We start from the raw sequence: 24,135 nt of genomic DNA, 5'->3' as shown, positions 1-24,135 counted from the left end.
AATTTTCTAAATCTATAATGAATGATAAAAAAATATCAGTTGTAATAGTTGAAGACGATGAACAGATACGGAAAGGTATTTCCGCACTGATTGAATCGGCAGATGAATTCGTATTAAAAGGTGCTTTTGCAGATTGTCAGACTTTACTAAGTAAACTTGATGATATTCTTCCCGACGTATTTATTATGGATATTTCAATGCCTGGTATGTCGGGAATCGAATGTGTTTCTAAAATCAAAAGCATCTATCCGGCAGCTAATATCGTTATGCTGACTGTTTATGAAGACGACGCACAAATATTTGATTCGCTGCGTGCTGGTGCTTCCGGATACATTCTTAAAAGAACTCCCCTTGAACAAATTCTTGATGCAATAAAAGATGTTAATGCAGGTGGTGCGCCAATGACACCGAGTATTGCTAAACGAGTTTTAAGTTTCTTTAATGAACCGGATAAAAAAACAATTGAGTATAATCTTACACGACGGGAAAAAGAAATCCTGCAGGAGCTTGTCAATGGTTTAAGTTATAAAAAAATTGCAGACACACTTTTCATCAGTCTTGATACAGTTCGTTCACACATCAAAAACATTTACCAAAAACTTCACGTAAGTTCAAAATCCGGAGCGGTTGCCAAAGCACTGAAAGATAAAATCTTTTAATCACTCCTATTAAAATTCACATCTTTATGTGATTGATACCTCCGACGTATCGCCTTAGTTTACATCCAATATTTTATTCCAAAATGGAGTCTGCATTGAAATACTTTATTAAGCTTTTAACTCTTTCCCTTTTACCGTTTTTATTCTACGGTTGTGCCGAAGATAAACCAGAATCAAATCAAAATAAATCGGACTCTGCTTTTGAAGTCCCTCAAAAGACTATGTGTGAACTTCTTCCAATGAGTAAGATGAGTTCAATAACAGGAATTGTTTTCAACGAAGAAATAAGTACAGTTCATCAAACTGATGAAAGCATGGGTAAGTACGTATCGCAATGCGGATATTATTCTCCGGGTAAAAATATTGCTGTTTTGGTGCGAAGATTTGGTAACACAAGCTTTCCAAAAGAAAAAGAAAAAATTATTGGTGGTGATAAGACCGGCGATGCCGAAATTGATGAGCTTCAGGAAAATGCTTTAAAGACATGCAAAACTGTTACAGATCTTGGTGATGCAGCATACTTTTATGATCTTGGAGGAATTTATAATCTCATCGTGGTCTATAAGGATTACTACCAGATTCATATATCCAGTTATGGAAAGGATTTGGGATTTGATGATAACACATTGAATGTATCAAGAAAAGTTGTAGAAGAAGTGATGAAAATTTTTCATTAATCAGAAATTCATAATTCAAAATAATATTTTTATAAAGATTATTAATTAAAAGAGGCTGGTATGAAAAATTATTTGATCAAATTTATGATTGCTCTTTGTACTGAATTTTTTCATTCCCAAATGACAGAACAAATAGATTATCGTTTGGCTAATTATTATAAAAATATTTGAAGAGAAAAGAGATGAAATTCAATAACAAATTTTTAGCGGTTTTAACTTTTATATCTCTTGTAATCATCAGTTGCAGTGAAGAAGATCCTAATAATCCAAATGACGATAATCAATTATCAATAAGTGAAATTGGTTCTTTCACATATTCTAATCTGACACCATACTTTGAAGATGTATTTGTTCAGAACAATTTTGCTTACATTGCTGACAACTTTACAAATGTTGCTCTTGATCAATGGGGATTAAGAATTATCGACATCAGCGATCCGAAAAACCCGACCGAGAAAAGTGTCTTTTACAAATCATTTGTTCAAAAATGTTATGTTGATGGTAATTACGCATATCTCGCCACAAGCGGAAGCGGATTAATAATTTTAGACATCAGTAATCCAGCCGTTCCTTTGCAGGTTGGTCAGGATTTTTCATTTGCCCCTGTCATCTCGAATGCTGTTGTGATTAACAACTACTCGTATGCAGCATGCAAGGATAAAGATTTTTGTATCTTCAACGTTTCTAATAAATCTGCACCGTTTGTTCAAAGCTATCTTGATCTTTCCGGAAATAAATCAGATGCTGTTTATGTTGAGGGGAACTTCGCTTACGTGCTGGATCAGGATTCCGGATTGTTTGTAATTGACGTGAGCAATATTTCTTCGCCTCAGTTAAAAGGAAGATTTAAAGAAGAAAATTACTGGGATTATTCTGAATTTGATGATGTTGTAGTCAGTGGGAATTATTGCTTCATAGCTTCAATTCAAAATCTTCACATAGTTGATATTACAGACAAGACTAAACCGGTACAAATCAAGAGACACGAATTACCTGCCGCCGGAAGAAAACTTTTCTTAAAAGGCGATCTGCTTTTTGTAGCAGCAAATACAGATGGAATTCTCGTATATAACATAAGTGATCCGGCAAACCCAAAACAAGTTGGTTCTTCTGCAACTCCCGATCTTGCATTTTCCGTTTTTGTAAATAATGATAAAATATTTGTTGCAGATTATAACTCAGGTCTCCGGATTCTCCAGTATCATTAATCGAAAGAAAGATTATGAAAAGTTTATTACCACTGCTGATTATTTTTTCATCTTCATTAATTTACTCACAGGGCTGGAATGCGACTTTAAATCTCAATCCATTTCCTTCACCATATATCAGCGATTGGGAAACAAATCCTGCGGCAATTGGTTCAATGACCATATTTAACAATTCAGGAAGAAACAATACCGTCAGTATTAAATCAGTTGTAACACATCAATCACAAGGAAATATATTTACCTGTGTAACAAACCCATTAGTAATTTCTGAGGCGCCGGTTACTGTTTTGGACAATACAACTCTTTTCGATCTCGATGAAGCGACTTTTCCAAATTCTGTGTTGAAAACTCAGGTAAGAAGAACCGGGAGACTTCCCGAGGGCAAATATACTGCGTGTATGACTATTGAAGATATGAACGGTTTAATACTTGCTGCAAATGTTTGCGGAGACTTTACAATAATTTATCCTGAACCTCCACATCTTATTTATCCTGCAAACCAGGATTCTCTGCCCGGCGAAATTAATTATCCGACGTTACAATGGACACCTGTAATTGTTCCGCCGGCATATATTATTAACTATTCTTTAAAGATTGTTGAACTTCTGCAAGGGCAAACTCCTGCTCAAGCATTAAGCGCAAATTATCCTCATTATTTAAATAATCAGATTAGTTTAAATACCTTCACTTATCCGATAGATGCGTTGCCGCTTGACTTTAATAAAACTTATGTCTGGCAGGTTCAGGCACTTGATCAGTTTGGATTTCCTCCCGCGCAGAATGAAGGTAAGAGTGAAATATTCACATTTGTAAAAAAAATGCCTTCAATAGTTATAATAACAAACACACTTGATTTTCCATTACTTACAGAGCCCGAAAACAATTCTGATTTAAACACAAAGACTCCCGTATTTAAATGGTCATATACACCCAAGCAAGGAGAGGTAATAAAATATTTGGTTAAAGTTTGTGAGATATTGCAGGGACAATCTCCCGAGACAGCGATGAATAATTATCCTATATTCATTCCTGTTGTTAATCCGCCTTCGAACACTACAACACCTGTTACTCCGATTAATTTTTTGAATGGAAAAGAATATGCCTGGCAGGTTAAAGTAATTGATGCAAATACAAACAACGAATTGAAATCAAGCGCAGTCTGGAAGTTCAAATACATATCCGGAATTTCTCAGATTATTGGTGGATATGTACAAGGAGGTACATTTGTTCTTCCTGCATGGTGTAAAGTTTCCGGACAGCTTAATTATAAATATGCTGATTTGCAGGATAATGAAAAATGGGCGCTGCCAAATACAAACATTAAACTTGTTATAAAATATATTTTGAAATATACAAGCCATACAGGAACTCAATATGAGGATGAAGCTCCCCAAGGCACATTAATTCTTAAAGACGGTAATATCCCTGGCAATCCTACTGATAACGATAAATTGCTTGCTACAGCTACAACCGATCAGAACGGAAATTTTCAATTCAATTATATCTGTCCGGATAGTATGATTCTGGTGAAAGCAAATCATACATTATCAAATTGTACCTCTGGAGAAAATTGTTATACATACATTGGAGATGTTTATAGAGTTGCAAGAATAATTGTTGACCATCCTTATTACACCAGTCCGGATGAAGATATAATAATTCAACCATGGGAAACGAAAAATATCGGCAGCCTTACTTCGTATATACGAAGCTATCAACTCGAGGCAACGATTAAACCATCGAAGGAAGAAAAATTCTCAGAACAATATTCTCATCTGCCGCTCGAACAAATGGATGTGTATCTTTTAAGAAAATTCCGGGCTTACTATTTACCGGATAATGAGGGGCTCCCGGAACAGTCACCGGGAGAAACAATGTTCGGCTATGAAGTGGTTGCAAAGGGAATTACAAATCAGAATGGAAAAATAATTTTCAAGCGACTGATTGTTAATATCAGCCCTTCAGATCGGTATTACATTTATGCCAAAAGTACTGAAAACGCGCCGCACAATTACAAAACTATGCTCGAGAAATTTACATTCAGTTATGGTTATGGTGCCGATATAAATCTTTACACTGAAAAGAAAGCAGGATTAGTTGAGTTTGTTGAAAAGATTGAAAAAGGTGGAATTGTTTTATCAGCCATAGACAACGCGACATACAATTCACAATATGTTTATCCAACTGTAAACAAAAATTTTTATGCGACACCTTTACTGCCGCTGGTTAAAGGCAGAGTTGTGAGGTCTGATCAAACTGGTGCAGGATTAACTAATGTTAAAGTAAACCTGATGAAGTTGAAATTTATTGGTAACCTTCCTTTGCCAATCATAGAGAGAACTTATACAACAAATGCAACCGGTGATTTTAAATTCGCTTTTTTACCAGTTGAGTACTCTCCCACTTCACCTTATCCGATTAATGGTCCTGTTAGAAGTTTATTCTTGACCGCAAATGGATTTAAGTCAAAGATATGGCAAATACAGGGACAAGCACAGAATGGGGCTCTGCAGATGGGTGAGAAAAAGCAAATGGGAGATTTACCATTAGACCCAGGGGCAATTGTATTTGGAAAAATCAGTGATGAATATGGGAACGGAATAACAGCAAAAATAAAAATTGGTGATAGTCCTGAAAAAACAGTTAAACCTGCCGGTTATTTCTATAATATAAAAACTAAACAGTTCGTAATAACACCCGGCTCATTTGAATTTCCTGTCGCAAAGCTAAATCATCAGCCACTGATAATTACCCCGGTTGATAATCCTGCAAGTTATATAATAGATACAAGCTATGTGACCATCACAAAAGACAAACAGGATCTCGGAACGCTAAAAGTTTATCACAAACTTCACAGGATGGTTTTTGTGATTAAAGAAAGCCAGCCATGGATACCAACACCGGAAAATCCTTATCCAAAGGTTTATCAATGGCCTCCAATACAAAATGCAAAAATAAAAATTCAGTTACTTGGCAGTTATCTTGAAAAAACTACGAACTCAAGTGGAATTGCAAAGTTTGAATTTGCAAGTGATGCAACAAACTTTAAGGTTATTGTGGAAGCTCCAAACGGGAAATACTATGTGAAAAAAGTTGGAACGATGATTAATAAACCGTCCAAGTACGATGAGTATTATACAATAGCCCTCGACAAAGCAACTTACATTAGCGGATCAGTTTACGTCGCTGGCAGCCAGCCAGTTAAGGACGCTGATGTATGGATTGATTTCGGTAATCCTGATTTGAATATCTCTACCAAAACTGATGAGATTGGTGAGTACATTCTTCCAAACGTTCCAATCGGTGAAGGTGTAATTGTTTATGGTTCAAAACATTCTGATGAAGAAACCATCATCGGTGATAGTGCAAATGTTTATACTACTGATGCTGGTAAATCGGGTGTTGATCTTTTCCTCACAGTTTATAATGGGATGGATATTACAAAGCTTCTCGGATTTCCTGTTAACCTCACCGGTTTAACTGAAGAACCGAATGGTGGTGTAAAAATAAAAGGGACAATAAAAAAGTTTAAGAAAAACAATCTCTTTGAAGTTTTCGATTCAACAACTGCTATTTTGAACTTCACAGATATACCTATTCAACCCGGAACAAATAAAAATCCAAAAGGAATTCCGTACGCTGAACTTTCTAATCCTCCGCTGATATTTGATGAAGCTTCAATGGAACTGAAAGTATATAAAAAATATGGAAGCAAGCTTGGTGATGTCAGCAGTGGTGTCAGGATGTATGAAGCAGGGACAGGTTCTGGTGTATTAAAGGGAAAGGTATTTGTTAATGCTTCATCATTTAACACACAAGGCAGTTTAAGCGGATACAGTGGAATTTATCTTGCAGATCCTAATTCTTCGGGACAGAATAAAATACTTATCCCGACAATCACTGCTGATGCTTCTGTTCCATTAAATTTAACGGACGGATTCAATGTGACGAATGAAAATGGTGGTAACCTCAATTTCAAAATAAATACTTTTACAGCCGATGCAAATGCTGATAGTTCGTTTTTAAAAGATAATGATGTTAAGCTTAGAACAACTCTTCATACGAACATACAGAATGCAGCACCATCAGACATTAAACTTCCGATCGGAGATGTTGTATTTCATCAGGTTGGAATTGAACCGATTGCAGGCGATAAACCTTTTAACTTTAATCTTGATAACTGGTCTTTATCTGCATCTAAGTGGGTGTTCAGCAAAAGCAATTTGATTATAACCGAAGGAATTCTGAAAACGGGAACTGATATCCCGATAAAAAGTCTTGATGTTACTCCAACGGGATTTCAGTTTGCAGATTTTAATTTTAATTCAATGCTTATTTCAGGAATTGTTCCAATTACAATCACAGGCAACCCTTACTTTGGATATGATAATGCAAAAAAATACTGGTATATATCTATCAGCAAAAAAAATCTGAACGATCCATACGCAGCATATTTTAAAAGCTTGCCAGGAATGGAACCGAATGCACTTATGCGGATGAGTAATTTTACTATCAACAGTAAAAGTGATTTCTTCTCACTTACCCCCGAACAAAACCAGATAATCAAACTTTACAAAGTTGGAAATCTTAATCTTACTTCTGCATTGCTTGCTTATAATGATTACCTGCACATCCCGGGACTTGGTTTCAGCATACCGAATGTATCCCAAAGCACTGCAGTTCAATATTACAAAGGAAGCGGCGGTCAGTTAGCTTTTAAGATGAAAGGAATAAATATAAATACTGCGGCAGGCAATGGTGTTTATATGCAGTTCGGCGTAACTGAAGAGCAGCAGCTTTCACAGGTTCTTGATGAATCAGGATTCAGATCCCACGGCGTTGTGGGTGAAGAAAATAAATTCGAAACTAATTGCTGGTTATACCACACTGCAGATTCAACTTCTGTTTTGGTTGAAACTCCTTCAACACCGTTTACTACTTTGAATTCATTTCAGACATTGAAAATCGGCGAGGCAAAAACCTATCTCGATAAACTTACCGGTGGAATGAAAGTGGCAGCCAATAAATGGAATAATTTCCACTTCGAAGGTGATCTTACAGGAACAAAAGGAATTACCAATGACAAGAAACGACTTGCGTTTACAGTGTATGGTGAAATAAAAGCAGACAACCAGCAAATTTCTGTTAAAGATGTTCCAACTCCATTCGGTGGAATGAATTGGATTTATGAATTTGAAAACAGCCGATTAATTGGGACAATGGATATCAATCAGAATATGGGTGGTATTAATCTCACTGGTCTCGCTGAAATGCTGATTGATGGCTCCGGCTGGTATTTTCTTGGGGGCGGAACGATGACAGTTCCGGGAGTTGGTCCTGGATATGCTGCAATGCTGTTTGGAGATTATCCTTCTATGACAAGCTCGGTAAAAGAAAAATTTGCAAAAGCATCTTACAAAAAAAGTCTGCCAAATTCATTTCAAGATAATATAAGCGGCTTCCTTTTATCAGGTGCGATGTCAATTCCTATACTCATACCAAACATTGATCTTGAACTTGGAGTATTTGTTCTAAAGTTCGGAATTAACGCCGGCGGAGATATTAAGGTATATAAAGGTTTTGATGCGGGAGGTTCAACTTATGGAATTGGAGCACTCGGATTTGTAAAAGCTTTCTTAACTATGCAGTCAATAACCTGTACTGAATTAACCGGAGAAGCAACCCTTGAAATGGGAGTTGAAGGAAGTTATCAAACCGGTGCCGGAACTTTTAATCTCGATGGTTGCACAAGCTTTAGCATTGGGGGACATATAATCCAAAAATTCTATGGCTGTGATCTTGATGGATGCGGCTGTACGTATGAGATTTTAAATATTAGTAAAGATTTTGCATTCGGCGCACTTATGCATCTTGACAGCGGCGGGAATATGAGCTTCGGTTTTCAATCAGGAACCTGCAGCGGGAATTAAAAGGAGAATGAAGATGATCAGAATAAAATTATTTATTTGTCTGTTAGCTTTTTGCAATGGTAATCTTTTCAGTCAGCAGGAATATCCGGCAGCAATAGGAGGTGCTTTCGGAATTTTTATTGATATTGCAAATTCATCCGGCAGCTACATTATCGAAAGAACAGAAACATCGGTTGAAAACTGGATCGAACTTGGTAAAACCATTAATCCTTTGTCCGAAGTTGAGTTCGCAGGAAAGTTATCTGCATTAAGTACTCAGTTCTCTGATTTTAATTTTCCCAATGAGAAACAAGCATCACAAATCTGGAATATCTGGCAGAGAACAAATCGTGTTGATTCAATTCCTTACTGGGGAAATATTCCTTTTATCAAAATAGCCCTCGGCACAATGTATTTTGATGCATCAGCAAATTTGAATACCAAATATCAATATCGCATTTCAAATGCTGTGAATGTTCAGCAGAAAGAATTCACTGGTTCGGTTTCCTTTCCTCAGGTTTTTAGAAATGATAGAATTAATTTTTATTCGTCTTCCGCTGAAGTGAATAAAATATTTTTAGAGTTCAGAGTTTCCGGCGAGGTTACTCCATCTGCGTTCAAAATATTCAGAAGAGATAATGGAGCAGGGGGTTATCAGAAAATCAGCACCATAAATGGCTTCAACATAACCAATGATACTTTATCTTTTATATTAACAGATACTTCCGTTTCTGCCTATAACTTTTATAACTATTTTATTTTGCCGTTAGATCTGTTCGGAAACGAAGGGACTCCTTCTGACACAATTTTTATCGGTGCTTATAATTTTCAAAATGTTCCTCTGCCGCATAATGTTCAGATAGTTTCGGATGATTCATCCGACGCATTTAGATTGTCCTGGTTTCTTCCAAATCCCGATGCAGTAGTAAGTGTGAAAATTTTCAGAAGTGAAATATTTGATTCTGGTTTTGTACAGATCGCAGAGCTTTCTCCCAAATTAAATAACTACGTCGATATTATGACTGAGCCTATGAAACGGTATTATTATTACTTTCAACTTACCGGTCCTTTAGGAGAAAATTCTCCTGCATCAGCAAGATTCGGAGGATTTCACCAAAGCATTATTCCGCCTGTTCCACCGGAAAATATTAACGCAGAATCTTTGTCAAACGGAGTTAAGCTCCAATGGCAAAACACTGAAGATTTTATTGAAGGATTTTGGGTTTACAGAAGTAATGGCTTCAGTGATTCGCTTGCGCTTATTTCAAATCTGATTAATGAAGAAAAACCATTTACTGTTTATTCAGACACGAGTGAAGAACTTTCAGGAAAACTAACTTATCTCTACAGCATCAGGTCATCGAGTACTAGTCATGCTCTAAGTAATTTTTCTGATACGATAGCAATCAGACCTGAAATTGAAACTGTTCCTCCGGCTCCAACAGGACTTGTCGCTTTTCTGCAGGATGATAATTCTATCCGAATACTTTGGGATGATATGACTGAAATTGAAAGCTCAGTTGGTTATTATCTGATCTTCAGAAAAACAATTGACCCATCAGGGAAAACAACTTCTGAATATGAACTGCTGATTGATTCTGCTCTTTCCAGCGATAATAATTTATTCATTGATACGACTACTGAAACCGGGAAAACTTATGAATATGTTGTTCAATCTATTGATCTGTTTGGAGGACAGAGTTCATTGAGCAATCCAGTTCAGTTGCTTAAACCGCTGGCTGAAGTAAAATCACCAGTCGGTTTGTATGTTTCAAGAGATAAAGAAGGCGTGATCATAAAATGGGACCCTGTGATTGAAGAAGATATTACTGAATACAGAGTATATCGCCAGCAGAGAGATGAAGAAAAAGAATTTCTTGGTTCTGTGAAGAAAGGGAAACCACTCCAGATGAATGATCGTGGTGTGAAGAGCGGGGAGTTATATTTTTATTCGGTTACTGCTTTAGATAAAAATCAGCAGGAAAGTTTATCAAGCTATACGGTTTCAATCAGACCATAAAACAACATGAAAATACTATTTATCTCTCTGCTGTTTTTTTCATCGCTGATTTTTGCTTCTGCAATTTTTGCCCAAACATCATCGGATTCAACTGAAGGTTCATCAAGAGATATCATTAGTATTAACGGTGATCTTGGTGCTTATGGTGAATTGTATAGCATATCCGGTCAGCCCAAAAGAAGACCATCAGCAACAGGCAGATTATTCTTTAATCCCGTAGTTGATTTCTACGGTGTGTTTCAGTTACCATTCAGTTTTTTATTATCAACCGAGGGAAGTTCGGCAAGACAAAATATTAATCAGTTCGGAATAAATCCTGATTGGGGCTGGGGCTCAGCCAACGTTGGTGATTTCAATAAAGAATATTCTCCTTTATCATTAAGTGGAATAAAAATCAGAGGCGGTGGTATTAATTTTAAACCGGATTTATTCAGAATATCCTTAGTTTCAGGATTCACACAAAGGAGTGTTCCCGGTGGTGCTCAGGATGGAAGTTATAAAAGGTTTCTTCTTGCTGCAAAACTTGGTTACGGCAAAGAGGATCAAACTTATTTCGATTTGATATTTCTCAAAGCACGTGACGAAACAAGCTCTCTTCCTCAAAATGTTAAATCAATAACCGTAATTTCTCCCAACGGGGATGATATTTTACCGCTCGGTTCACTTACTTCAATCAAATGGACTTCTTCAAGTATTGGCGGATTGTTAAAAATTGAACTCTCCCGCGATGGTGGAAACAATTACGAATTAGTAGCAAATGATCAACCCAATATTGGTTATTACAATTGGACGATTACGGGTCCGGAAACCTTCCAGGCATTAATAAAAATTACAAGTAAGGAAGATTCATCAGTTTATGATATCAGTAATTTTGTTTTCAGGATAGCAGCTGGTGTTGAATATAAACAAGGAATAAGTGTAACTGACCAGATATTAAATTCAAATGCTGTTACACCTCAGGAAAATTTATTACTTGCTGCGAAAGGAAAAGTTACATTTGGAGAAAACAAATTCGTGCTTGATTATGAAGCCGGTGGAAGTATTTATTCGCGGGATATTCGTGCAAATAAAATTAATCAGGATTCGGTTGACGTCCCTAAAATTGTAACCGCGTTTTATGATCCTTATGTGGGAACAAACTATGATTATGCAATTAACACGCTTTTTACTGTAAATCTTTCCACGGCAAGTTTTAAGGCAGGGTACAAATACACCGGTCCGGGTTATTACTCGCTTGGCGTTGCTTATCTGCTAAATGATCAGCAGGAAATTTCACTCAATGGAAATTTCAGAGTTGACAGATTTTCATTTGGTGCAGGCTGGATAAATCAATCCGATAATCTTCTTGACCAGAAGTTATTCACTACTGCCCGGAACATATTTAATTTTTCCGTTAGTGGTATGCTGACTGATATCTGGACGATTGGTGCAATGGCAAACATTCTTGGAATGAGAAACGATTCAAAAAACGATACGACCAAAACTGATTTTTCAAATCTTGTAATTGGACTAAACCAAAACTTTCTTCTAAGCCAGACTGAATTATTACGGGCAATAACTGTAAATTATTTTTTCCAGAGTTCCAATAACGAATCCGTTCTGTTGAAAAACAATACGACGAACATTCACACGATTAATTTTGCTATGAATTTTTCACTTCTGAGTAACTTAAACTCGGCTTTATCGGCTGGTTTGGTAAGCAGCGAAGTGTTTGATACTTTGACCACGCTTACACAAACATATTCAATAAGTTTTCAACACAGAGAATTTGATAATCAACTTTCATCTTCTCTGTTAATCGGCACCTCACTATCAGAAAAAAATACGTCGTTCAGAACTGGATTGAACAGCAGTTATAATTTTTCTGCTAATGATGCTATTTCCTTTATATTATCTTATACCGTCTTCAATGGAAATTCACTAACCGGCGGAAAGTTTAATGAAATTCAATCAAGCCTTACTTATTCACATCGTTTCTGATTTTTCGCATTTCTTTTTACATACCATTATCTTTTGAACACACTTTAGAAAATTTCTCCATCGTCTTCAGATGGTTTGAATAAAATAAGGAGATTAAACCAATGCAAGAATTCTTAAACCAAACTTTCTGGGGCAATACTATTCAAAGTTATTTAATTGCCCTTGGAATATTTATAATCGGTGTTCTCATTGTTAAAGTATTACAAAAGATTGTATTATTTCGACTGAAAAAATGGGCGGCGAAAACCGAAACAACAATAGACGATCTGCTTATAAAAAGCATTGAGAAATCTATTATCCCTCTTTTGTTTTACGCAGTTTTTTATTCTGCATTACACAGCCTTGCGTTAAGTGAAAGTACTGCAAAGATTCTTAAAGTAGTTTCACTTTTTATAATAACTTTCTTCATCGTGCGTTTCATCAGTTCAACGATAATGTTCACAATAACATATTTTATAAGAAAGCAAGAGCGCGGTGAAGAAAAAGCAAGACAACTTCGCGGAATGACCGTGCTGATAAATATTTTTGTCTGGGTTGTTGGTTTTGTTTTTTTGATGGATAACCTTGGTTTTGATATTTCTGCTGTGATTGCAGGACTTGGAATCGGTGGAATTGCAATTGCTCTTGCAGCACAAACGATACTTGGCGATCTATTCAGTTATTTTGTAATTTTCTTTGATCGTCCTTTTGAGGTTGGAGATTTTATTACTGTTCAGGATAAATCAGGAACGGTTGAATATACCGGAATTAAAACAACCCGGCTCAGATCACTGAGCGGTGAACAACTCGTTTTCTCTAATCATGATCTTACAAACTCTCGAATCCATAATTATAAAAAAATGGAAAGAAGAAGAGTTGTATTTACTCTCAGAGTTATTTATCAAACAACCGCAGAACAGATTGAGTCAATACCTAAACTTGTCCGGGAGATAATTGAATCACAGCAGGATGTAGCATTTGACCGTGGGCATTTTGCTTCGTACGGCGACTTCAGTCTTAACTTCGAGTTTGTTTATTTTGTTTTGGAAGCAGATTACAATAAGTATATGAATATTCAACAAGCGATAAACATGAAAATTTATGATACGTTTGAGCAAAGAGGAATAGGATTTGCTTATCCTACACAAACTCTTTATCTGAATAAAGAAGAAAAAACGCAGAACTAAAATTTATTTTCTGTTAAACGGATTGGATGGGAATATTTTATTGCAGATTTGGTAATCTTTTCCTCAGAAGTATTTCAATCTTACCAAGCAACATTTGAAACTATAAAATTTGTTTTATTATCTTTGACTACGGAATACTATTTGCTCGTTTCTTCGTGCCTCTTGACTTTACCAAATTCATTCATTAGGTTGCTTTTGGAATTTATACGGCTTGGGACCAAATGTTTAATTATCTTAAATACGGTTCTATTTTATTGAACTCAACTTTAATTGAGTTATTAAATTCCTGTTATATTTTTACCCCCCCCCCCCCAGAAATTTCTCTTCACAAATTTGTCCACCAATTATGAAAAAGACAAGTCAAATTGTTGCAGGGAGAAATTATCCAACTGGTTTTACATAGCTTAAGAAACTAAAAAACAATTCTTAAATTTTTCAATGGTTATTAAAATGAATTACATAAAACTAATTTGCGTTTTTTTATTTATCATACAAATACCCAATACATTTAGCCAGAGCAATGCTGATTACTTCCCCTGGCAAACTGGTGATATGTGGGAGTACACTTTATACTATTGGCCCGAAATAGATACGCTTCAGACAATAGTAATTGATGATTCTGTAGATGAAGCTGGTAATATTTATACCACTTACTTTTCAAGAGCTATAAATCCAATTGAACCACCTCCTGTACTGTTAACAGATACTTTAGTTTATAAAATTGATACAAGTTTGTACGTGTACCATCGTTACTTCGATTTCAATTACGGGCAATGGATAAATGTTTTCAGACTGAACGGAAATGCAGGTGATCAATGGGTAATGTGGGATTATAGTCAAACTGGAGCTGGACCATTTGAAATGGCTAAAATAGATTCAATTAAGGAAGTCAATTTATTTGGACTGAATACTGACTTAATGTATTTGTCTTATTTTTGGGAATATTTTGATGGAATAGATACAATAAGGTTATATCGTTATTATGATCAATTAGCAAAAGGCTTTGGATTTTATTTTAGAGGTGGTGCAGAGCTAGATGCTCAAATATACCAACACGGCTGTGTTATTAGTGGAGAATTATATGGTGACACAACTCAAATTGTTACTTCTGTGGACGAATTGCACGACTATAATTATTTTATTAATGATTTCGTTCTTTCCCCAAATTACCCGAATCCTTTTAATAGTTCAACTAAAATTCCACTTCAACTGAACAAGGAAGGAGAAGTTTCAATAGCCATCTATGATGTTCTTGGAAACGAGATAGCAACGCTTGTTGATGGATTTAAACCTGTTGGAAAATATGAAGTTAAATTTGATGCTTCGGGCTTGGCAAGCGGTGTATATTTTTATCAACTTAAAGTTGAGAACTATATTGAAACGAAAAAAATGCAGTTAACGAAATAACATTGGAAGGAAAACATTATGAAAAATTTTACAATTATATCTGCAATTGCTATACTGCTGTTTGTACAAATCACCAAAGCACAAAATGTCGCACCATTAAAGCTTGGGAATATTTAGGTTTATGATGAAATCTCTCATCTTTCAAGAACAACAGTTGTGGATACTAGTGTTTATTTTGATACAATTGCATATTGTAAACTTTACCGTGAATTAAATTATAGCGGGTTACAATATTATAAATATGCACGCTTAAGGATAGATAGTTTTTACGTGCTATTCAATGAATTTGATTCTACTGAAACTCATATTTATTATAAGAAAAATGCTGTAATCGGTGATACTTGGACTATAGGTGGTAACACAGTATATGCAATAGAAGATACATTTGTAGCTAACGTATTTGGTGAACAAACCACTATCAAACTTTTAACACGCGATAATGGATTAGTTTATATTCAAGAGTATTGGACAGAAAAGTTCGGGAAATTAAGCAGCCAAGATTTTGGTGGAATAATTGATGACTTACAGGGATGCGTTATAGATGGAATAGTTTATGGCGACACTACTTTTACCATTGTAAGCGTTGAAGACGAATCTGAAACACCGAGCAGCTTTTACTTGGCTCAAAATTTTCCAAATCCTTTTAACCCAAGCACTACTTTAAGTTGGGAGTTACCGTTCGGCAATTGGCAGACACTTAAAATTTATGATGTACTTGGAAACGAGATAGCAACGCTTGTTGATGGATTTAAACCTGTTGGAAAATATGAAGTTAAATTTGATGCTTCGGGCTTGGCAAGCGGTGTATATTTTTATCAACTTAAAGTTGAGAACTATATTGAAACGAAAAAAATGCAGTTAGTAAAATAATTTCTTATAACTAATTGGGTGGTGAATACCAAATATTAAAACAATTAACTAACTATTAATTTCAGAACAGGCTGGTAACCTGAATGTAGAATGAATTTAAATAGAAAAGGAGATCATATGAAAGCGCTCATTTTACTTTTGGTTTTTCTTCCTTTCTTTTTTCTGTCTGAAATATACTCTCAGCAGATGATTTCAAATGTGGGTTGAGCAATAATCCAAGAGAACAAGGACTTATACAAACAGGCAGCTTGTATAAACCGGCTATGAATGGGCCAGGTGAATACATTAGGACACTAGTTGTATTCGTTAAGTTCTCAGGTGATATAAGAACGGATGACGATTGGCCTTTAAATAGCCTACCCACTTGGGCTGACCAGGCAAACGAGTTTATTGCATCGTCTTCTTCATCAAGTTATCCTGATATGACAGTATCGGATTATTGGAAGCAAATGACTCAAGGTAACTTTGATTTCATTGGAAACGTTTATTCCAGTCTTGTTACTCTTCCTCCAGAATCGTATTATCAATCACATGGATATAATTGGACACAGTGCAACCAGGATGTTTTGGCGGCAATTGATCCCAACGTCAATTTCAATGACTATGATAAATGGAGATATAATACTCAAACTCAATCTTTCCAATTTACCCCTGACGGGTTTGTTGATATGATTTATATCATTTATAGAAATCCAGATCCAGTTTGGTTTACAAATGATGGTGGTTTGAGTAATGGTTTTAGTGCAATAGCAAATCTTTGCGATTTAAATCATCAATTTGACTATACCACAGGCGAAGGTAAAATAGTAAGAGCAAGATACTGGCCAACAAGAGAAAGCACAGGAATTACATTCAGAGTTGGTATGACAGCAGGTCATTCTGGGATGATAGGTCTCAGTGCTCATGAATTCGGGCACTATATTTTTGGTGCGGTTCACTGGAATGTAGGAGCCGGAGGAATTATGGGCGGTTATACTTTTGCGATGAGCGGATGGGAAAGAGAGCGAGTTGGATATGTTGCTTATACAGATGTCACACAGGATAATTTCACTGCGGTTCTTGGCGATTTTATTTCTGACGGAGATATATTAAGAATACCGGTATCTGGGTCAAACTATTTCTTAGTGGAAAATCATCAACGGCTAAGCCACTATGATCAGATAAAACAAGGAGGCACAAATCCCGGCTTTCAATGGAATACACTTGGAGCGGGTATTTATATCTGGAAAGTTACAAATGGTGCTTCCGGCAGTCCGACATTTGATATGGCAACTGCCGACGGAAGATTTGACTGGGAATACGTTGGAGATTTTTGGGCTGGCGAAGGATTTTATGTCGGTTATCCTTGGCAAGGCTGGGTACCCAAAACTAAACGTATAGCAGTTAATAGAAACAGTGGCAAAACTGACAGGTACCCGCTGCACATTTACTGGAATAACCACTGGGCTGCCAAATGGTGTGATACTGATGGATATGGAAATTGGTGGCTTCGCCGTAATGTAATGGGAGATGAAACAGACGCCTTTAATTTAGGATATAATGAAATCTTCTCTAACTGGAGTAACCCGAGCTCTTACTTTGGAGCTACTACAAATGTAGCATTACAAGTGTACAGTAAAAATGGAACAAATATAACTGTGAAAGCATATACTACCTCAACTTCTGCGCAGAATCTTCCTCCATCTAAACCTACATTTCTTCAAGTAGGAGTTAGTCAAAACTACCACCCGTACTTATCCTGGAATGCAAACCAAGAACCGGATGTACTTTCTGGTGGTAGTTACAAAATAGAAAAATATTCTACTTATGAAGTTGGTTGGTTTCAATTAACTACAACAACTAACACTTATTACGAGGATTTGACGGAGTCAATATGCCCGCCTGGACAACAATGTCTATATGGACATTGGGTTCGCTACAGAGTTAAAGCAGTGGATAACACCCAAAAAGTTTCGGTTGCTTCTGATTCTGTTATGCAAATGGTTCTTGGGGGTGCGCCAGATAAAATCAGTGTAGATCCGTCAAGCAGTGAAAAGCCTTCAGAATATTCTCTGATGCAGAATTATCCAAATCCATTTAATCCTGCAACAACTATTTCTTACTCAATACCAAACAACGGATTAGTAACATTAAAAGTATATGACATTTTAGGAAAGGAAGTAGCTGAATTGGTAAATGAAATTCAGGAAGCAGGAAATTATTCTGTTACTTTTAACGCATCAGAATTATCAAACCGATCAGGCTCGGCTTTGACGAGTGGTATTTATTTCTACACACTTACTTCGGGCAATTTTATGACTACAAAGAAATTAATTCTGTTGAAGTAAGATGTTGAAATTTATAAAAGTCGGGGCTAAATGTTCCGACTTTTTAATATTAATTTGAATCTGTTATTCTAAATCTGACTGAGCTTACAGATATCGTGTAAAAATATTAAGAAAAACAATTTACTTTTTCCTGAACGGATTGGATGGGAATATTCTTTTCAATAATGGTTCCCATCCCATTTCTTTTCTGATTATCGGCTCCAGAAAATCTGCAATCTTCTTGTGTCCGAACCTGTTTGGATGTTTCTCACAGCCGAAATCTCTTTCTTCATTAAACTTTACATCTACTTTGATAAAATGAATTTTCTTGTCTTTGTTTTTTAACTTCAGTTCATTTACCACGCTATTAACGTAGTCACAATGAGGATCTTTTCTCATCGGGCTGCATAAAGTAAAAATGTGTGCGTTCGGATAATGCCTTCTGATATCATTAATCAACTTCAGATATGCTGTCCGAAACATCTCGCGTTTTGGATGTGGTTTCTGCCAGTAATCGTTTCTTCCAAGTCTCACAACAACAGCATCCGCCTGCCATTTTTTAAAATCCCACAACAACGTTTCGTTCATACATACCCGATCATAATAATAAGGAAGCGGATGTTCTGAAGTTCTTAATGAATCACCATAATTTTTTGTTACTCCCACTCCTGAAATTGCAACAACCGAATAATCAGCATTTAAAGTTCGTGCGAGCTGTGGACCGAATGAATAATAACTGTTTTCTGTTTCGCGGCTGAACACACAATCGGCTGAATTGCCGTCGGTACCAAAACCAGTAAAATATGAATCGCCAACAAATTCAATTCGTCTTTTCTTTTTTAACTCGATTGTTTTAACAAGATCTTTCCCGCCATCAAGAATAAATCCATCAAAAGTTGCGATGCCGAATAGCGCTTCCGTTCGCTTTGCAATTAATAATGTATGAGTTTTATCTGTAAGTCCATTTGCAAGCACGTAAATGGTATCTGATGTTGTTCTGATAATTTTATAAAGTCTGCCGTCAATAAAAATATTGTAGTCGTTGTTTCCATCTTTCAATTTTATTGAGCAGGAAGTTCCTTCAAAACGCGTTTTTATTTGAACTCCGGGCCAGTCAAATCTTACACTTTTAGGATTTGAAAAATCAAATCTGCCGATGTATTCAATATTCGGATCATCAGCATCGATGTGAGAAGATACTTCAAAAAATTCACAGGATGTAACCAATTGAAAAACCACAATAATTATGAGGTAAGAAAATATTTTATTCATTAAATTGAAAGATAACAAAGCATCGAATGTTTGCCAGTAGAAAATTTTATATTTTTAATTGTGTGATATATTCAACATTTAGAAAATTACAATGAAAAAAATTTCAGAGATACCGCAAAATATTTTGGAAGTTCCTGCAAATATCCTAAGGCAGTTTGCCCAGAACAAGAAAAAGAAAACCATTTCCAAAGTCGGTTTGCCGCCCGGTTCAATTATTTACGTTGGTGAAAAGAAAATTGACAATGTTAAAATCTCTCTGACGGAATACGATGAAAATGGAGTTGAGACGCGTGAAATAAAATCTGTTGAAGAGATTGACCCATACACCGATACACCGCAGGTAACGTGGGTGAATGTTTGCGGTCTTCACGATACGGAATTGATCAAACAAATTGGTGAAAAGTTTAACATCCATCCTTTGGTGCTTGAAGATATTCTGAACACAGAGACACGACCAAAAATTGAAATAACCGAGAAATACATTTTCATTGCAATGAAAATGCTCACAACCAATGGTCATGATCATCAGCCTGTTATTGAACAGGTTAGTTTCATTCTCGGCAATAGTTTTATTTTCAGCTTCCTTGAAAAATCTGACAATATTTTTATCCCGATCAAAGATCGCATAATAAATAACTCCGGGAAGGTAAGGAAACAAGATTCCGATTATCTTTTCTATACACTGATGGATATTGTTGTGGATCAATACTATCTTACGCTGGAACACATAGAAGAAAAAATCGAATTGCTTGATGATGAAGTAATTACAAATACTGACCAATCACAGATTAAAAAAGTTTATACTTTGAAGAATAAACTTCTTCTCATTCGCAGATCGATCTGGCCGTTGAGAGAAATTTTTTCGAGACTGATAAGAGAAGAATCAAATCTGATAGACAAAAAAGTTATGCCTTACCTTCGTGATTTGCTTGATCATACAATTCAAATCACTGAAACAATTGACTTGCAGAGAGAAATAATCAACGGATTGATGGAAACACATCTTTCACTGATGAGCTATAAGATGAATGAGGTGATGAAGGTGCTTACAGTTATCGCGACGATTTTTATTCCGCTGACTTTTATTGTTGGAGTTTATGGGATGAACTTCGACTATTTACCCGAATTACACTGGACATGGGCGTATTTTGCAGCCTGGGGTGTGATGATCGGTATAACAACTTTTATGATATTCTTCTTTAAAAGAAAGAAGTGGTTTTAAGCTTTGAAATAATCTGCAATCATTCATAAATTTGCCGGGAAAGTTACTGCGGAATTTCCCGAGTATTGTTTCTCCCACCATAAATCGGCAGGATAATTAACTAATCTATTTTTTTAAAAAGGAATCAGCAAAATTATGCCGAAGAAAAATCTATCACCAAAACAGATTGAAGAACTTCTCAAAAAATTAAAAACACGTTTTGAAAAAAATATGAACCGCCATAATGGTATTGAGTGGAATAAAATTGAGGCAAAGCTGAAAAAAAATAAAGATAAACTTTGGTCGTTGAATGAAATGGAAAGAACAAACGGTGAACCAGATGTTGTTGGTTTCGATAACCTGCCTGCCGGCAAGGCAGGAAAAACAGGAGAATATATTTTTTATGATTGCTCGGCAGAAAGTCCGGCTGGACGGCGAAGTCTTTGCTATGATGCCGAAGCGTTAGCATCAAGAAAAGCAAATAAACCGAAAGACAGTGCAATTAATATGGCAAAAACAATGGGAATTGATTTGATGACTGAAGATCAATATCAGGAACTTCAAAAATTGGAAAGATTTGATGCCAAAACTTCAAGCTGGCTAAAAACTCCAATTGAAATAAGAAAACTTGGTGGTGCAATATCGGGTGAATTCCGATTTGGTCGTTTCTTCATTTATGCCAATGGTGCAGAATCTTACTTTGCTGCCAGAGGTTTCCGTGGGGTGCTGAAAGTTTGAACAAATTTATAAAATCACAAACAAAAATAATTTTGCTATGGGTAAACTGGCAGTAATAAAAACAAAAGAAACTTCTGCAAGTGTTGAGGGCTTTATCAACTCAGTTAAGAATGAAGAGATACGTAAAGACAGCTTCATCATTCTTAAGATGATGCGGAAAGCTTCAAAGGAAAAACCAAAAATGTGGGGCAATTCAATAATTGGTTTTGGGAATAAAATTTACAAAAGTCCCGCTACCGGAAGAGAAGTTGAATGGTTCAAGATTGGTTTTTCTCCGCGTAAAACAAATTTTTCATTACACCTTGTTCTCAATATTAAAAAGTATTCTGCTGAATTGAAAAAGCTGGGCAAACACAAAACCGGTGTTGGATGTCTGTACATTAATAAACTGGGTGACGTTGATTTGAAAGTTCTGGAAAAACTAATCAATACTGCTGCGAAGATAAAATAATACTACATTTAATTTGTTCCTTACTATAAATTTTTCAGACTCTTAATTCAAACATAAATCTAATAGCAATTGGTTTAGTGAAAGATTTTATCAGCTAAGTAATTATGGAGAAAATATTTAAGATTGAAAATTATTTTGTGAATTTTAAATCTCAGAATCAGATGTTGTTTGTAAATTTAAATACTGTTCGCAATTCCGCTATTATAGTAACACCCCAGATTATAGAAATATGTAAATTAAATTTTAAAAGAATTGATTATCATTTATAACAAATTTGTATCGAGGGTAATAGCCTTTGTTTTTGCACTATCTTGGAATATTCTTTATTGGAGTTGTAGTCGGATTTCTTGGTGGACTTTTCGGTAAAGGTGGCAGTGCAATTGCCACACCAATGTTAAGTCTGCTCGGAGTTCCCGGATTTATTGCGGTGGCGTCACCGCTTCCCGCAACTATACCCGGGACACTCATTGCTTCGGCTGAATATTGGAAATCTCATCTCCTGGATAAAGAAATTGTTTTGTGGAGTATTTTGATTGGCGTACCTGCAACTGTGGTTGGTTCATACCTAACAGAATTTACGGGAGCTACTTCATTATTAATAATCACCGGTATTTTGGTTCTCAGCTTTGGTTTAAGCTTTCTGTTTTTCCCGAGAGAAGGAAAAGAAAAAAATATTGAAACAGAATTATCTAATATTATCCGTCCATCGTATTGGCATCTTCGACTTACACTGATTGCAATTTTTATAGGTTTAATCTCCGGTCTGTTAGCTAATTCCGGCGGATTTTTATTGGCTCCAGCATATTCACGCATACTTAATCAGCCCATAAAAAAAGCATTTGCTTGTTCACTTGCAGTCTCGGCATTTCTTGCTCTGCCCGGAACAATAGTTCATGCTTACCTTGGTCATATTGATTGGTGGGTTACATTAATTCTTGCTTTCGGATCTGTACCATTTTCGTTGTTAGGAGCTAAAATTGCTATCAGATCAAAGTCTAGCATCTTGGAACGATTGTATGGTTTTGCATTAACCTTTCTGGGAGTATTTTTCTTATGGAAACTATAAGACAGGAAAAAATAGAAAAAACATTTTAAAGCGAAATACTTGCACGCCAGACATTATCAATCCAACAATCTCAACTTTAGTTAACTAAGTCCTGAATCTTAAAAATTTTCAAAAAAATAAAAGATTGCTTCACCATCAGTTAGCTGGTCGCAATGACAGCTTGGAAGATTGTGATGAAATACAAAATTGAAAATTAAAGAAATTATTTTGCAGTATAATTAATAGTTTAAACTTAGTATTATGTTCAATGAGATGTCAAACGCATTTACATTAATAATAGGACTAAATTATGGTTTCAAGCATTCAAAAAGAAAAAGCCGAACTATTCCTGAAATATCATCACGATAAAGAAATTCTTGTTTTGTTGAATTCGTGGGATATCGGAAGTTCCAAATTAATTGAAGCAAGTGGTTATAAAGCAATCGCAACAACAAGTATGGGAATAGCTGCTTCTTTAGGTTATCCCGACTGCCAGATAATTCAACCCTCAGAAATGATTCAAGTCATAACCGGAATCGTAAAAGCTGTAAAAGCACCGGTGACTGTGGATATTGAAGCAGGGTATGGAAATAATTTAAATGAAATAATTGATTCTGTTAAAAAAATAATTGCAACAGGAATTGTCGGAATAAACATTGAAGATAGTATTGATTTAAATCCAATGTTGATTGATGAGATAGAATTTTGTGAAAGAATATCTGCTATTCGTGCATTATCAGATTCACTGGGTTTCCATTTAGTAATTAATGCAAGAACCGATTCGTTTTATACTACGTCCGGTTCGCATCAGGAAAAATTATCTGAATCAATAAAGCGTGGAAATAAATACCGCGAAGCTGGAGCCGACTGTATATTTGTTCAGCCGGTATCGGATAAAGAAACAATTTCAACATTGATAAAAGAAATTAATTCACCGATTAATATTCTTGCAAATCCTACAATCGGGATGGGAGTAACTCCGTCCACTAAAGAATTACAGGAATTGGGTGTTGCCCGAGTAAGTCTCGGTTCAGGCTTGATGAAAGCAACTTTAGCATTAATTAAAAAAGTTGCTGATGAACTAACTGAAAAAGGAACTTACAATATTTTATTGGAAACCTTAACTCCATTTCCGGATGCAACAATGGCTTATAAAATGGTTATCGGGGAAAATAAGTGAAGAATAAACTGAATTTATGTTCACACCGAAACGTTAGGATAAGTAA

Annotated in this window: 16 protein-coding genes; 15 read left to right on the top strand and 1 reads right to left on the bottom strand. The window is 35.8% G+C overall.

Annotated features, from left to right (window positions below):
* The first annotated feature begins 32 nt into the window (after positions 1-32).
* From HND39_06405 to HND39_06360, 10 genes are all read left to right on the top strand, one after another.
* Entirely contained in the window at positions 33-659 is a 627-nt protein-coding gene (locus HND39_06405) for a response regulator transcription factor (protein QKJ97906.1), read from the top strand.
* A gap of 95 nt (positions 660-754) precedes the next feature.
* Positions 755-1,336, top strand: coding sequence for a hypothetical protein (locus HND39_06400; protein QKJ95942.1), 582 nt, complete (start codon positions 755-757; stop codon positions 1,334-1,336).
* Positions 1,337-1,518: 182 nt separating this feature from the next.
* Entirely contained in the window at positions 1,519-2,544 is a 1,026-nt protein-coding gene (locus HND39_06395) for a hypothetical protein (GenBank protein ID QKJ95941.1), read from the top strand.
* A gap of 14 nt (positions 2,545-2,558) precedes the next feature.
* Positions 2,559-8,474 carry a carboxypeptidase regulatory-like domain-containing protein gene (locus HND39_06390; GenBank protein QKJ95940.1) on the top strand — a complete coding sequence of 1,972 codons (5,916 nt, stop codon included), beginning with the start codon at positions 2,559-2,561 and terminating at the stop codon, positions 8,472-8,474.
* Between the two features lie 13 nt (positions 8,475-8,487).
* The gene (locus HND39_06385) at positions 8,488-10,473 is read left to right on the top strand and encodes a hypothetical protein (protein QKJ95939.1); all 1,986 of its coding nucleotides are present in this window, start codon (positions 8,488-8,490) and stop codon (positions 10,471-10,473) included.
* A gap of 6 nt (positions 10,474-10,479) precedes the next feature.
* Positions 10,480-12,453: a hypothetical protein gene (locus HND39_06380; protein ID QKJ95938.1), complete on the top strand. Its 1,974-nt coding sequence runs from the start codon at positions 10,480-10,482 to the stop codon at positions 12,451-12,453.
* Between the two features lie 101 nt (positions 12,454-12,554).
* Positions 12,555-13,619: a mechanosensitive ion channel family protein gene (locus tag HND39_06375; GenBank protein QKJ95937.1), complete on the top strand. Its 1,065-nt coding sequence runs from the start codon at positions 12,555-12,557 to the stop codon at positions 13,617-13,619.
* 450 nt (positions 13,620-14,069) lie between these two features.
* Positions 14,070-15,026, top strand: a complete 957-nt coding sequence (locus tag HND39_06370; protein ID QKJ95936.1) for a T9SS type A sorting domain-containing protein — start codon at positions 14,070-14,072, stop codon at positions 15,024-15,026.
* A gap of 156 nt (positions 15,027-15,182) precedes the next feature.
* A complete protein-coding gene (locus HND39_06365) occupies positions 15,183-15,896 on the top strand; it encodes a T9SS type A sorting domain-containing protein (GenBank protein ID QKJ95935.1) in 714 nt (237 codons plus the stop codon).
* Positions 15,897-17,398: 1,502 nt separating this feature from the next.
* A complete protein-coding gene (locus tag HND39_06360) occupies positions 17,399-18,223 on the top strand; it encodes a T9SS type A sorting domain-containing protein (GenBank protein QKJ97905.1) in 825 nt (274 codons plus the stop codon).
* A gap of 120 nt (positions 18,224-18,343) precedes the next feature.
* Here the strand turns inward: HND39_06360 and HND39_06355 are convergent, their stop codons facing one another.
* Entirely contained in the window at positions 18,344-19,474 is a 1,131-nt protein-coding gene (locus HND39_06355) for an SGNH/GDSL hydrolase family protein (protein ID QKJ95934.1), read from the bottom strand.
* 91 nt (positions 19,475-19,565) lie between these two features.
* Here HND39_06355 and corA point away from each other — a divergent pair, with 91 nt between their 5' ends.
* From corA to HND39_06330, 5 genes are all read left to right on the top strand, one after another.
* Entirely contained in the window at positions 19,566-20,696 is a 1,131-nt protein-coding gene (corA, locus tag HND39_06350; GenBank protein ID QKJ95933.1) for a magnesium/cobalt transporter CorA, read from the top strand.
* Between the two features lie 135 nt (positions 20,697-20,831).
* Entirely contained in the window at positions 20,832-21,413 is a 582-nt protein-coding gene (locus HND39_06345) for a DUF4256 domain-containing protein (protein QKJ95932.1), read from the top strand.
* 37 nt (positions 21,414-21,450) lie between these two features.
* Positions 21,451-21,864, top strand: a complete 414-nt coding sequence (locus HND39_06340; GenBank protein ID QKJ95931.1) for a DUF1801 domain-containing protein — start codon at positions 21,451-21,453, stop codon at positions 21,862-21,864.
* 295 nt (positions 21,865-22,159) lie between these two features.
* Positions 22,160-22,930, top strand: coding sequence for a sulfite exporter TauE/SafE family protein (locus HND39_06335; protein QKJ95930.1), 771 nt, complete (start codon positions 22,160-22,162; stop codon positions 22,928-22,930).
* 289 nt (positions 22,931-23,219) lie between these two features.
* The gene (locus HND39_06330) at positions 23,220-24,089 is read left to right on the top strand and encodes an isocitrate lyase/phosphoenolpyruvate mutase family protein (GenBank protein ID QKJ95929.1); all 870 of its coding nucleotides are present in this window, start codon (positions 23,220-23,222) and stop codon (positions 24,087-24,089) included.
* Positions 24,090-24,135 lie beyond the last annotated feature (46 nt).

The organism is Ignavibacteriota bacterium (assembly GCA_013285405.1).
Lineage (GTDB): Bacteria > Bacteroidota > Ignavibacteria > Ignavibacteriales > Ignavibacteriaceae > IGN2.
Note: the sequence above shows the minus strand (reverse complement) of the source record. Positions and strands in the feature narration are given on the sequence as shown.

Coding starts and splice junctions, on each gene's coding strand:
- HND39_06395 (QKJ95941.1), top strand. CDS start 1,519: ATGAAATTCAATAACAAATTTTTAGCGGTTTTAACTTTTATATCTCTT.
- HND39_06390 (QKJ95940.1), top strand. CDS start 2,559: ATGAAAAGTTTATTACCACTGCTGATTATTTTTTCATCTTCATTAATT.
- HND39_06385 (QKJ95939.1), top strand. CDS start 8,488: ATGATCAGAATAAAATTATTTATTTGTCTGTTAGCTTTTTGCAATGGT.
- HND39_06380 (QKJ95938.1), top strand. CDS start 10,480: ATGAAAATACTATTTATCTCTCTGCTGTTTTTTTCATCGCTGATTTTT.
- HND39_06375 (QKJ95937.1), top strand. CDS start 12,555: ATGCAAGAATTCTTAAACCAAACTTTCTGGGGCAATACTATTCAAAGT.
- HND39_06370 (QKJ95936.1), top strand. CDS start 14,070: ATGAATTACATAAAACTAATTTGCGTTTTTTTATTTATCATACAAATA.
- HND39_06360 (QKJ97905.1), top strand. CDS start 17,399: ATGGGAGATGAAACAGACGCCTTTAATTTAGGATATAATGAAATCTTC.
- HND39_06355 (QKJ95934.1), bottom strand. CDS start 19,474: ATGAATAAAATATTTTCTTACCTCATAATTATTGTGGTTTTTCAATTG.
- corA (QKJ95933.1), top strand. CDS start 19,566: ATGAAAAAAATTTCAGAGATACCGCAAAATATTTTGGAAGTTCCTGCA.
- HND39_06345 (QKJ95932.1), top strand. CDS start 20,832: ATGCCGAAGAAAAATCTATCACCAAAACAGATTGAAGAACTTCTCAAA.
- HND39_06340 (QKJ95931.1), top strand. CDS start 21,451: ATGGGTAAACTGGCAGTAATAAAAACAAAAGAAACTTCTGCAAGTGTT.
- HND39_06330 (QKJ95929.1), top strand. CDS start 23,220: ATGGTTTCAAGCATTCAAAAAGAAAAAGCCGAACTATTCCTGAAATAT.